General features: G+C 34.9%; 7 protein-coding genes. 4 read left to right on the top strand and 3 right to left on the bottom strand.

Annotated features, from left to right (window positions below; translation table 11 throughout):
- Positions 1-326 precede the first annotated feature (326 nt).
- Entirely contained in the window at positions 327-6,251 is a 5,925-nt protein-coding gene (locus FHP04_RS03710) for an alpha-2-macroglobulin family protein (protein WP_139854642.1), read from the top strand.
- A 366-nt stretch (positions 6,252-6,617) separates the two neighbouring features.
- Here FHP04_RS03710 and FHP04_RS03705 read toward each other — a convergent pair whose 3' ends face one another.
- Positions 6,618-9,110, bottom strand: coding sequence for an ABC transporter permease (locus FHP04_RS03705; RefSeq protein ID WP_139855020.1), 2,493 nt, complete (start codon positions 9,108-9,110; stop codon positions 6,618-6,620).
- A gap of 47 nt (positions 9,111-9,157) precedes the next feature.
- Positions 9,158-9,847 (bottom strand): ABC transporter ATP-binding protein, encoded by a 690-nt coding sequence (locus FHP04_RS03700; RefSeq protein ID WP_139854641.1) that lies wholly within the window; start codon positions 9,845-9,847, stop codon positions 9,158-9,160.
- Positions 9,848-9,874: 27 nt separating this feature from the next.
- Here FHP04_RS03700 and FHP04_RS03695 point away from each other — a divergent pair, with 27 nt between their 5' ends.
- Complete coding sequence (locus tag FHP04_RS03695; RefSeq protein WP_139854640.1) at positions 9,875-10,621, top strand: arylesterase; 747 nt, start codon at positions 9,875-9,877, stop codon at positions 10,619-10,621.
- Here FHP04_RS03695 and FHP04_RS03690 read toward each other — a convergent pair.
- Positions 10,611-11,423 (bottom strand): hypothetical protein, encoded by an 813-nt coding sequence (locus FHP04_RS03690; RefSeq protein WP_139854639.1) that lies wholly within the window; start codon positions 11,421-11,423, stop codon positions 10,611-10,613. The genes FHP04_RS03695 and FHP04_RS03690 overlap by 11 nt on opposite strands.
- Before the next feature lie 199 nt (positions 11,424-11,622).
- Between FHP04_RS03690 and FHP04_RS03685 the strand changes: the two genes are divergently transcribed.
- Together FHP04_RS03685 and thiE are read left to right on the top strand one after the other, a co-directional pair.
- The gene (locus FHP04_RS03685; protein ID WP_317129547.1) at positions 11,623-12,252 is read left to right on the top strand and encodes a DEAD/DEAH box helicase; all 630 of its coding nucleotides are present in this window, start codon (positions 11,623-11,625) and stop codon (positions 12,250-12,252) included.
- A gap of 111 nt (positions 12,253-12,363) precedes the next feature.
- The gene (gene thiE, locus FHP04_RS03680; RefSeq protein ID WP_139854638.1) at positions 12,364-13,005 is read left to right on the top strand and encodes a thiamine phosphate synthase; all 642 of its coding nucleotides are present in this window, start codon (positions 12,364-12,366) and stop codon (positions 13,003-13,005) included.
- Positions 13,006-13,035 lie beyond the last annotated feature (30 nt).

Raw genomic sequence — 13,035 nt, 5'->3', positions numbered from 1 at the left:
AAGTAAATGGTTATTTAGGGAATTGGTAAATATCGGAAATCTAAGTTCAATAGACCATAGAGATCTTCCATATCCGCTTGATAAGTTTAAGCTGTAGACCAATAACCTGTGAGATATTTCCTCGCTTAATTCTCGTTAAGAAAATAGAGGATATCTACGTTTTATTAGACGGGTTTTAAAAAACTTTGGGGTATTATTTCCACGAATATTTTTTGGTATATTTGATAACACTGATAGTTGTTTTCAATATACATCTATCACTTTTATCTTGTCGGTAACCATCGAGTATATTTCTCGACAAAAAAAATTGTAACTTATATTATAAAATGCATTATAGCGATAGTCCCCGTCTTACCATTAAAGTCATTCTGAAGTTTATCCTTATTGTCGCCACTTGTTGCTATTACACTTCTATCTCGGCACAAAAGCTATTGGAAAGTAGGAGAAATAGCGCATTTACATATATTTTCAACATTTCTGAGGACGAAGCTAAAAAGATATATTCAAAAAAAAACGTCGACATTGAAACAGAGTATTTCCATACTTTAATTGATTCTTTCGCAACCGGAGACAGCTACGACAAAAATTTAAAACCTGGACATTATTTAAAAACATATTTAGACAAGAATATTCAAAAAACCGAAATTGCTACCGTTCAGAATCTCGAAGTTTTTTTGTTAAATAATTATCAAGACCTAGTTATTCAACTTTATGATTTGGATGGACATTTAATTCGTGATGCAGATTTAAAAATCAAAAACAAGTCGATAAAATTCAACGATCACATTCAGTCTTTTTCATTAAAAAAGACGAATAAAAGAGGGCTCCTTGAAATTACATATTTAGGTAAAACCTCCTATTACTACTTAGATAGAAATTACAACAATTCTGCCTTCCGAAGAAATTCTAGAAGGGTTTTGTACGGCACTCCGTTGAAATATGTTTGGACTCCTGTAGAATTTGTTGTCAATTTGCCCGTAGATGCCGTAAAATCTATTGCCGATGGTTGGTCACAAGGAACTATCAGAAGGACTGAAAACTTTTTTGTTAGAATCTATCACAAAATAGCGTGTCTTTTTGATGACTATCATTGTTATTATTCTAAAAGAAAAAACTATAAAGGCTACTTGGTTTTCAATAAACCTAAATACAAACCTGGAGATACCGTTAAGTTTAAAAGTTTTTTGGTTAATAAAAGAGGAAAACCACACGATAAACCTGTATCGGTTTCCTTATATGGAAATAGGCAAAATATAGCTTTAACAAAATTAGACCCCTATGACAATGGGGGATATGAATTTCAATTCTTGCTACACGATTCCCTCAAACTCAAACTTGACACGCATTATGCTATTGAACTCAAGAATAGGAAAGAGCAAACTTTGATTTCAAATTCATTTAGTTATGAAGATTACGAGTTGACAAAAAACCAACTCCACCTTCGATTGCCCACAAAAAATCAATACAGAAACAAACCTTTGGAAGTTTACATCAAAGCAACCGATGAAAATGAATTGGTACTTCAAGATGCACGAGTTCAGATTTTAATACGACCCAAAAGACCGACATCCTATTTTAAGGATAATCTTTTTATATCAGACACCCTCGATTATGTTGAAAAAAGGTTAGAACCATCTTCGGAAACAAAAATCGAAATTTCAGATTCGCTGTTCCCGCCTGCCAATTTTGAATACGCACTCGACGTAAAACTCTTAACCTCAGACAACGAGCTACTACTAAATAGTGAAAGTGTGACTTATTACCATTTAGATGAAAGCTTAGAAGCTGAATTAAAAAGCGATTCCATCAAAATTACTTTTAAGTATAACGGATTGTCAACAAATAGAAAAACACAAGTTTTCGGGCAAGACAATTTTGGCAACGAAACTTTGATTTTTGAGGGGGAAACCCCTTTAAAATTAAAACTGAACCCATTCTATTCAACTTACATTTTAAAATCTGGAAATGAAGAGTTGCAATACAATATTTCGGATAAGTCCTCGCTTCTTCAAATCTCGGGAAATCGGACGGCGGATTCAATCAAACTCGAGGTTATCAATCCGAGAAACCTGTTTTTCAACTACAATACATATTTAAAGAACCAAAGGCTTTCATCTGGATATGGCGACAAGCTTCAAGTATCTGAACCTCTGAACTCTCTCGAAGATTATCAAATAGCGATACAATATATTTGGGGTGGAGAAGTAAAAACTGAGAACATATCAGTTCCCATCAAGGACAAGGCTTTAACTATTGAAGTAGATCAACCCAATTTGGTCTATCCTGGCCAAAATTCCACTATCGAACTGTCTGTTACCGATTACAAAGGAAATCCTGTAAAAGGCGTTGATATCACAGCTTATTCCCTGACCAAAAAGTTTGGGCACCACCCTCCCCAACTACCCTATTTAGGAAAAAAAAGGAAGAGCAGAAATATCATCAATACTTTCAGTTTAAACAGTAATAAATTGAATCAGGCCAAGAATGGCGAACTAGATTTCAAATATTGGAACAACAAAGCAGGTTTGGATACCATTGAATACTACAAATTCCTTTATCCAGGAAATGACATATACCGAACTTCATTTTACCCTAAAGATTCCATTACACAGTTTGCGCCCTTTGTATTTTCAAATGGAAAACCAATTCCAATCCACGTTATTTACGTAGACAACGTGCCTGTTTATTTCAATTGGTCTACCAATCAACGTCCTTATTCCTTTAATATTAGACCGGGATATCATCAGGTTAAACTACGAACAAGCAAGAACACATTCACCGTAAACAACGTGTATTTTCCTCAAAATCAAAAAGTGATATTCAGCCTAGATGAAACCATTTCTATAGAAGATGTTGAACAGAAAAAAGCGAAAAACAAATTGAGCAATCAAGAGCAAGGACTGCTTTATCGATATATTTTTCCTTATCGGAATACGTTTAACAAAAAATTTGCCTTCATTCAATATATCGAAAACGTACAACTCTTGTCAAATAATTCGGGTTACAATTACAAAAATTTGGCGGGACCTGTTTCTGGAAGTGTAACTTTCAGAATGCGTGATAGCATCAAAAATGTGTTTGTTCATGAACCTTATTTTGAATATGATTTTCAAGGTGGTATGATAAAAATGAGGTCTTACAATAAGTCGCGATTTCCAACACGTTTATACAATAGGTTTAATAACAATAGTCATCAAGGTCTTCACGATTTGGTCTTGACACCGGAAAAAATTAATGATCTTTACCAAAATTCTATTAGAACAACGCGAACAACTTGGGACTACTTTCAAAATTCAAAAAATACCACACCGGGCTTTGGAAAGTTATCCATAGAAATGGAAAATGAAGAGGACTTAGAAGAAGTCCTTTTAAACATATTTATTTTCAGCCAAGATGACACAAATTTTGTTAGAGTCTATCCAGGTGAATCCCGCTTATTCCATCAACTCAGCAAAGGAAAATACAAACTGATTTTCTTTTATTCTGATAAAAAATATCACATCCTAGATGATGTCGTTGTGGAAATCAATGGCCTCAATTTCTTGAAAGTCTACAAACCTGAAGTCTTAAGAAAAGATGCTTTTAGTGAAACACTTGACGAAATTTTAAAAAATATTATTTCCTCAGGAAAATCGGACGAACAGTCAAGAACCGCTGGCTTAGACCAAGTTAATTCGACGCTTCAAAATTACTTTAGTATTCAAGGCAGCATTAGGGTGGACGGAACTATAATGGATGATTCTGGTCTTCCATTGCCTGGAGCGAATATTATTGTAAAAGGGACCTCCCGAGGTGTTCAATCCGACTTCGATGGTAATTATACCATCTTCATTAATGAGGGAGAAGTGTTGATGTTTTCTTATGTAGGTTTCGATTCTCAAGAAATGATTCCCAAAGGAAATAGAATGGATATTCAGCTAGAAGCGGGAGCTAGTCTAGAGGAAGTTGTTGTAACTGGTTATTCTATTTCAAGAAGCTCTGTGGGTTCTCTTTCTGGCTTAGACATTGAACAAACATTGGCTGGAAAAGCGAGTGGATTGGAGATTACACCTGGGGCTGCACCGGAAATAACAATCAGAGGGGTGGGTAGTTTATCAGGCGATACCGAGCCATTATATATTATCAACGGAATGATATATTCTGGAGATGTCGCTAAAATAAATAGCGATCAAATTACATCTATAAATATTTTAAAGGGATTGGAAGCTACTAATTTGTATGGTGCAAGAGGTGCCAATGGGGTAGTTATTATTGACCTAAGTGATGAGGCTTTGCTTTCAACGCTGAAGTTGCAAGACAAAGGAGCAGATTTTGATAGCACATTTTATGAAACTACACTCGGCGGAAGTTCGTTGAGACAAAATTTTTTGGATGACGCTTTTTGGCAACCAAAGCTTAAGACCGACATAAACGGAAAAGTCAGTTTTAATGTAACTTTTCCAGACGATATTACAAATTGGGAAACCTTCTATCTAGCCATGAACGGAAATAAACAATCAGGGCAAACAAAAAAATCGATTAAATCCTATAAGCCTTTAATGGCACAAATTGCTATTCCAAGATTTTTAGTAGCGCAAGACACCACTTATGCTATAGGGAAGTCTCTCAATTACACAGAATCTGAGCAAGAAGCAACCATTACTTATTCGTTGAACGATATCGTTCAATTTTCAAAAATAGAACGTTTTAAAAATGCTATTATCGACACCTTGATGATTGCTCCAAAGGATTCTATTTCGGTGAAATACACATTAGAAAAACCCGATGGATATTATGATGGGGAATTGAGAAAGATTCCGGTATATCCCCAAGGGCTACATCAAACAAAAAGTCAGTTTTATGTATTGGAAGATAACAAAAAAATCGATTTATCCTTCCATCCCGATTATGGCACGGTTAGACTTTATGCGCGAGCCGATATCTTAGAAATACTTGATGAGGAAATGGATTACGTTATTAATTATAAATACCTCTGCAACGAGCAAATAGCCTCCAAGCTCAAAATGCTTTTGATGCAGAAAAAATTAGCTACTTATAATGAAGAGCCTTTTAAAAATGAAAGACGTATCGAAAAGCACATTTCACGATTACTAGAAAATCAAAAACATTCAGGTTTATGGGGATGGTGGAAAAACTCAAAAGACAGTTATTGGATCAGTCTGCAAGTGCTCGAGGCTTTAGCATTGGCAAAAGATAATGGTTACACAGTAAAACTAAATCCAACCAAAACCGTCCAAGAATTGATTTGGAGATTGGAGACCATATCAAACTTCGATGAGACGTACCGAATTTTAAAAACGTTAAATTTGTTTGATGCCCAAGTGGATTACCTCAAGTACATCGAAAAATTAGAAGAAAAGAATCAAATCCAATTTAATGAGCGACTCATGCTCACCGAGCTTCAACAAGTCCACGGGATGGAATATCAACTGGATTCGATCCTTCAAAATAGGAGAACAACTCTTTTCGGAAATGTATATTTTTCAGATGCCAAAAACATTTCAAACATATTGAACAACAACATCCAAAATACTTTATTAACCTACAAAATACTGAAAGCCGACACCTTAGACCATACCGCTGACCTCTCGAAAATGAGAAACTACTTTTTTGAAAGACGCCAGCCCGGATATTGGCGAAACACCTTTGAGTCGGCTCAAATCCTAGAAACGATTCTCGACGATTTCATTCAAGGCGGTACAAAACCCACTACCCCAAAACTCATCATTAAAGGTGATATCTCTAAGGTCATTGAAACTTTTCCTTTCGATTTCACCTTGGCACCTAATCAAAACATTTCGATTAAAAAAACCAGCGATTTTCCAATTTACTTTACAAGTCATCAATCCTATTGGGAAGGCAATCCCGATAAAAGAACAGGTGATTTCGAGATAAGCACCCAATTTAAAGACACAACTAGCAACACATTGAAAGGAGGAGAAGAAGTTACTCTGTTGGTAAAAGTGAATATTAAAAAAGATGCCGATTATGTATTAATCAACGTTCCGATTCCAGGGGGATGCTCCTATGCCAGTACACAAAGCAAAAATAGGTTTGAAAGCCACAGAGAAAACTTTAAAAACGAATCTACAATTTTTTGTGATTATTTGCCTGTTGGAGAACACCAATTCGAAGTGAAGCTGGTGCCGAGATATTCAGGAAATTACACTCTGAATCCTGCAAAAATTGAACTAATGTATTTTCCAACCTTTAATGCGAATACCACACTTAAAAAAGTTTCAATCGAATGATTTAAAAACATTTCAAACTATAGAGAAAAACAACAAGCGGTTCCTACGGCTTGCTTATCAAATTTGAATCGTTGTTTATTGGTGTAAGAAAACGAAGAAGGCTCTTTAAATAACTTAGCTTACAAGCTTTATTTAAGTTAGTTAATTAAGTGTTTTATTTATCCTTTTCGTCTCAGCTGTGATTTTTTACCGCAAAGTCGTAAAGGACGCAGAGCTTAAAAACTCTCGAAATATTGTAAAGAACAATTCATAAAACCAAAAGAAGCGCATCAAACCTGACAGGTTTAAAAAACATATTAGGTCTATAGTTCTGCTTAAATTATCAAACCGCAACCTTCTCTCTATCCTTTAAAAAATAACTACTATTTACCCACTCTTCCTCAAAACCTCCAATGGCGAACTTCTTAAAACCTCTCGAATGTTGCTTAAGCCAATTCCTAAGACTAAAAGAGAGATTCCAGGTAAGAAAATCAAGAATGGGATTAGCGAAGGAGTGAATGGTTCTTGAAATACAAACACTGCTAATAATAAACTACTTATCAAAGCCAAAAGTATTCCTAAAAGACTACCTAAAATACCTAGAAATAAATATTCTAGAGCAGTAATGGTTAAAATCTGTTTGCTTTTTGCTCCTAAGGTTCTCAATAAAACACTTTCTTTTATTCGTTGATATTTACTAGTACGGACGGAACCTATCAGAACAATAATCCCCGTAAGAATACTAAAAAATGCCATGAAATTTATTATCCAAGACACCTTGTTAAGAATATCTTCTACTACAGTAAACATCTGCCGTAAATCTATAACGGATACATTTGGAAACTTACTTACTAAGTCTCGTTGCAATTTAGCAGAACTGGCTTCAGTTGGTGCGTTGGTAGATAATACATAAAACTGGGGGGCGTCTTCTAGGACACCACTCGGAAAAAGGATAGTGAAATTAGGTTGCAGATTTGCCCAATCCACCTTACGTATGCTTTTTACGACAGTTGGCATCAATACACCTTGAACATTAAAAACAATTGAATCTCCAATAGTTACATTAGCATCTTCAGCAAGATTTTCGGAAATTGAAATTTGAACAATCTCCCTTGGCTTTTGTAAAGGCACCCACTCCCCTTTTACTATTTCTTCAGAATCAATTAAATTATTTCGGTAGGTGGTTCTGAATTCGTGATTTAAAACCCATCCTCTTATTTGAGCTGTACTATCGGTGCGAAGGTTGTTTACCAATTCATTTTTTATGCTGTGCATTCGCATAGTAACCAGCGGAATATTATTTAATACCTGTAGACCATTTGCTTTAAAAGTATTAACCACTTCCCCTACTTGGTCTGGTTGTACATCGAGGGTTATTAGATTTGCACTTTCTGATGTTTGACCAATTTCAGCCTTATCTAGAAGAATATCTTTTGTAAAATATAATGTACTAATTAAAAAAGTTCCTAACCCAATAGCTACTAACAGCACTACAGTTTGATTATTGGGACGGAATAAATTCAGTAAGCTTTGTCTAGTAGTAAAGCCTGCGCTTTTAGGGAAAAAGGTTCTTACCAATTTCATTGCTCCTATTGCTATCCCTGAAAGGAATCCAAAAGTTACCATGATTCCGCCGATAAAGGCCAATGCAAACATCCAGTCGCGAAGCAACCAATAAGAAAAAGAATATAAGAATAAAACAATCACCGCAATGGCCACAATACTTGCCTTTCTAGATTGTTTTGAAGTATCTCCATTAACTCGTAATACTTCTAATGGTGAAACATACCAAGTACGCAATAGCGGTAGTAAAGCGAATAAAACTGACATTATAACCCCTAAAAGAACACCTATAATGAGCGGTTGTAGACTAATACTTATAGTTAATTCGAAAGGCAAAAACTCTTTTAAAACAATAGGGAAAAGCTCTTGAAGCCCTACTCCTATTGCTGTACCAATAATTCCTCCTAATAATCCTATTCCTGCAATCTGAATCAAGAAAATTAAAAAGCTCTGTTTTCTGGAGGCTCCCAAACATTTTAAAACGGCAATTGCTTTTATTTTTTCTTTAATGTAGATGTTAACTGAACTAGCAATCCCTACACAACCTAACAAGAGCGCAATAAATGCAGTAAGGTTTAAAAACGAACCTACATTATCATAACGCCTCCCTAATCTACTGCTAGTACTAATATGAGTGTCTAAGTCGGCATTTTCTTCTTCTAGTATTGGTTGCAATTGCTCTTCCAATAAAACTAAATCGGTGTCGGGCTGATTATAGAAGAATTCATAACGTTTACGGCTTCCAAATTGCAACAATTTAGTTGCTTCTATAAATCGATATGGAATAATTACCAATGGCGCTACAGAACTTGAGACTGCTGTATTACCCGGAATTGCATTTAAAGCACCAGCTATAGGTAAGGTTATTTCTCCTATTTTAATAGAGTCGCCAGCTTGAAGATTGTACTGCAACATTAAGGTAGCATCTACTAATGCACCACCTGAAGTTTTATATGAAGTGGAAGCTGTAACCGGTTCAGTTTCAAGTTTTCCGTAAAAAGGAAAATCACCCTGCAAGCCACGCACACGAACTAATTTAGTACCATCGTTCTTAGGAAATGCGACCATGGATACAAAACTTACTTCCGAAGCGTCTGGTTGAAGAGAATCTATAATTTCCTGTGCCCGCTCAGATGGAACTTCATTTATATCAATACGAAAATCGGCCCCCATCAACGATTTCGATTGTCTTTGAATATTATCGGTAAGGTTTTGACTAAATAACTGTATTGAAACCACTGCGGCAATTCCTAAAATAATGGAAGCCATAAATAATAGCAACCGCGCCCTACTTGCTTTAGCATCACGCCAAGCCATTTTAAACAGCCAAGCAGGATTACTATTTGACTTTAAAGTTGACTTTTTCAAATTACCGCTGTTTTTTCATTGGTTAAAATTTTTCCGCCTTTCAGTTTCAAAATTTGTTGAGTTCTCGCGGCTAAGTCTAAATCGTGCGTAATTATAACAAGCGTAGTCCCTACTTCTTCATTGAGGTTAAGAAGTAACTGAATTACTTTTTCACCAGTTTCTTCATCTAAATTTCCTGTAGGTTCATCGGCAAATAAAATAGAAGGATTGTTGGAAAATGCTCTTGCTACTGCTACTCGTTGCTGCTCGCCTCCTGATAGTTGTGAGGGATAATGATTGACACGTTTTCCCAAACCTACTTTTTCTAATAATTCTTTCGCTTTACTTGCGGCATTTTTGGAGCCTTGTAGCTCTAAAGGTACACTTACGTTTTCAAGCGCAGTTAAGGTTGGTAATAATTGAAAATCTTGAAAAATAAAGCCTACTTGTTCGTTTCGCAATTGTGCTCTTTCATCTTCATTTAGAGCACTTAAATCGTAACCACATAATTCCACTGTTCCTGAGTTAGGTGTGTCCAAACCGGCTGCTAATCCCAGTAAGGTGGTTTTTCCACTTCCAGAAGGCCCAACAATTGAAAATGTTTGCCCTTTTTCAACTTCAAAGGAAACTTTTTGAAGTACAGTTAATTGTTTTGAGCCACTTGTATAAGTCTTTTCTAGCCCGTTAATCTTTAATATCTTTGTCATTTCAATTTTATAATTATCTGCAACAATATGCCGAAGTCCAAAATTACACAAAGCCTTTTAAATACAAGCCTTTACAAGTCTCGAAACCTCTTAAAGTTTTGTTATATCCTTCTGGCATTTGTAATGATTTCCTGTGGGAATGATAAAAAAACTGAGGCCACAACAGATTCAACCGAAAACAATACTACTGAAACTGAAACTACAGAAAAAACATCTAGCAAAACGATTATGTTTTTTGGCGATAGTATTACCGCTGGGTACGGTTTAGATGATACAAACGACGCATTCCCAGGAATTATTCAGAAGAAATTAGATTCGTTAGATCTAAATTATCAAGTTGTGAATTCTGGTGTAAGCGGAGAAACTTCTGCCGGCGGTAAGAGTAGAATCGATTGGATTTTAAATCAAGATATTGATGTTTTTGTATTAGAACTCGGAGCCAACGATGGACTGCGTGGTCTTCCAATAACAGAAACTAAAGCTAATTTACAAGCAATTATAGATGCAGTAAGAGCAAAGAATCCTGAAATAAAAATCGTTTTGGCAGGAATGCAAATGCCACCCAATATGGGAGCGGAATACACCACCCAATTTAAAGCCATATTTTCTGATTTGGCTTCAGAGAATAACATTGCTTTCATTCCTTTTATTTTAGAAAATGTAGGTGGTGTAAAACACCTAAATCAAGCCGATGGAATCCACCCTACAGCTGAAGGACATAAGATTTTGGCTGAAAATGTTTGGGAGGTATTATTACCTGTAATTAAGATTTAGGATTCTGAATATAACAATCTCTATTGGTAAAAGACCATGTTTTATTATCAATGGCAGTTATGGTATAGGAATTCATTAATAATATAGGTTGAGTTTCACCTGAATTATTTTCAAGTTCAGAAATTTTGTAATCTAAATTGTTATTGTCTGGAAACTTATTTATAAAAAATTTTCTATTTGTTGAAACTGTACCTAATTCATAAACAAATGAATTGGTTTCAGTTGCCTTCACAAGTATTTCAATTGTTTTGTTATGTTTTATTGAATTATTAAAATTAACTGGACCGTCAAAGGCAATTACAAAGGGTTTGTTTAAAACAGAGTTTGCTGTTGGAAGTTGAATTGTTAATCGTGTATTAACATTGTTGTAAATATTTGACGTAGTAGTTCTAATCAAAACTATCCCTCCTTCTGGTAGTGAACTCAAGGCTGTGGCCATTTGAAAACTAGTAACATTTACCTCATTTCCATTACTTCCATCCGGTAATGTGATATTTATCGTTGCAATACTATTTGGAACACCGCAATTTGTTGTATAACCTTCTGTTTTACCTAAAGTGACCCATTTAGCACTCCCCGTCGGTCCACCACTCATCAATACTTGCCCTGTTTTACCTTTACTCCCTACAGCTGTACTTCTTCCACCTAATCTAATTCCTCCATCTATTTGAATACTTCCTCCGTCCACAGATGATTTTGAAATATGCAAGTCACTCTTTGGAGTAACTGTACCAATTCCTACTTGGGAAAAAGTAGTTGTTGTAAAAATTAGCATCACTATAAGCGTGGGGTAGAACTTCATATAATTATATTTTTGGCAAAAATACATTTTTAATTTTTAATAGTTTTTTATCTTAATTCTCAAAAAATCAACTAAATAATCAGACTGCAATGGAAGTATTAAAAACAATAGTCATAAAAATTAAGTTATCCCATCTGATTCAATATAACTCGGCATTAGGTAGTATATTTGTTGCATTGTAAAATCTCAACTATTTATCATGTCTTTATTTCCTATGCCCTTTAAAAAACTAAACCCTGAAATAAAAGAGAAGTTAGAAAAGTTTGAAATAATTACTCCTACTCCATTTCAGACAAAAAGCATTCCCGTTATTAAAAGTGGTGCTAATGTTTATTGCTCGGCTCCTAAAGGAAGTGGAAAAACAACAACACTTATTCTAACAACTTTACAGAAATTAAAATTTGAAACCGTGGGAGATGCTCCTAGAGCAATAGTTTTGGTAGAAAACAAAGAAAAAGCATTGGAAATGTTCGAAGCTTTTGAAGCATATACACAACACAAAGAAATAAGAGTTTACGTTGGATACGAGGAGCTTCATATTGATATTCAAAAATCTGAAATCTTTATGGGTGTAGATATTTTAATTTCTACGCCTAAAACATTAAATAAATTGTTTTTAACCAATGGAGTTAGTTCTTCTCAGTTAAAGATATTAAGTATTGATGATGCTGAATTTCTTGCTCAAAAAGCTGATTATACCGCAATCATGGCCGTTACTCAAACTATCAAAAGGTGTCAATATGTATTGTATACAGAGAAAATACACCCAATGTTAAAACGCTTTGAAGCACACTTTATGGAGTTTGCTAAAAAGATTGAGATTTCTTGAAAATAAATGGTCGCGAGAAGAGAGTAGAGAAAAAAGAACAGAGAAAAAAGAACAGAGATCTTCAAAAAGAGATAAGGCGATCTTGATTAATAAAATATTGACAAAAACGCTATGATACCTAAATTACATTATATATCTCAAGGGAATTCTCCTAAAGAGCATTTGGAAAATATCCAGAAGGCCTGTACTTCTGGGGCAGAATTGGTACAGTTGCGTTTAAAGAATATTTCTGATAAAAAGTTATTAAAACTAGCCCAAGAGGCAAGAGATATTACAGCTCACTTTCAGACCAGATTAATAATAAACGACAATTATAAAATCGCTAGAGAGATTAAAGCAGACGGAGTACATCTAGGAAAATCTGACACCTGCCCTACTATTGCTAGAAAACATTTATATACTTGGCAGTTTATCGGTGGTACTGCAAACAATTTACAAGATTGCGAAGCCTTAATTGAAAAAGAAGCAGATTATATTAGTCTAGGACCTTTTAGATTTACAGAAACAAAGGAAAATCTACCTCTAGTTTTAGGATTAGATGGATATTCTGCAATTATTGATGTTTTAAATACAGAAACGCCTATAATTGGTGTGGGAGGAATTACCTTAGAAGATGTAACCGCAATCCTAGAAACTGGAATTTCAGGACTAGCAGTATCTGGAGAAATTACTCGTAATTTTAATACAATTAGAATATTTAACGAAATGCTCAATGCTTCTTCAGCGGCAGAACAACGATATACTTTTGAATAAAGGTAAAGCTGAATAATATTTTATCGACAT

Origin of the sequence: Aequorivita sinensis, from assembly GCF_006346335.1 — a bacterium.
In the GTDB taxonomy this organism is placed as follows: Bacteria; Bacteroidota; Bacteroidia; order Flavobacteriales; family Flavobacteriaceae; genus Aequorivita; species Aequorivita sinensis.
Note: the sequence above shows the minus strand (reverse complement) of the source record. Positions and strands in the feature narration are given on the sequence as shown.

What these genes read in the sequence shown, in the direction of transcription:
- thiE (WP_139854638.1), top strand. Translation starts at nt 12,364, where the DNA reads ATGATACCTAAATTACATTATATATCTCAAGGGAATTCTCCTAAAGAG.
- FHP04_RS03705 (WP_139855020.1), bottom strand. Translation starts at nt 9,110, where the DNA reads ATGGCTTGGCGTGATGCTAAAGCAAGTAGGGCGCGGTTGCTATTATTT.
- FHP04_RS03710 (WP_139854642.1), top strand. Translation starts at nt 327, where the DNA reads ATGCATTATAGCGATAGTCCCCGTCTTACCATTAAAGTCATTCTGAAG.
- FHP04_RS03690 (WP_139854639.1), bottom strand. Translation starts at nt 11,423, where the DNA reads ATGAAGTTCTACCCCACGCTTATAGTGATGCTAATTTTTACAACAACT.
- FHP04_RS03700 (WP_139854641.1), bottom strand. Translation starts at nt 9,847, where the DNA reads ATGACAAAGATATTAAAGATTAACGGGCTAGAAAAGACTTATACAAGT.
- FHP04_RS03695 (WP_139854640.1), top strand. Translation starts at nt 9,875, where the DNA reads ATGCCGAAGTCCAAAATTACACAAAGCCTTTTAAATACAAGCCTTTAC.
- FHP04_RS03685 (WP_317129547.1), top strand. Translation starts at nt 11,623, where the DNA reads ATGTCTTTATTTCCTATGCCCTTTAAAAAACTAAACCCTGAAATAAAA.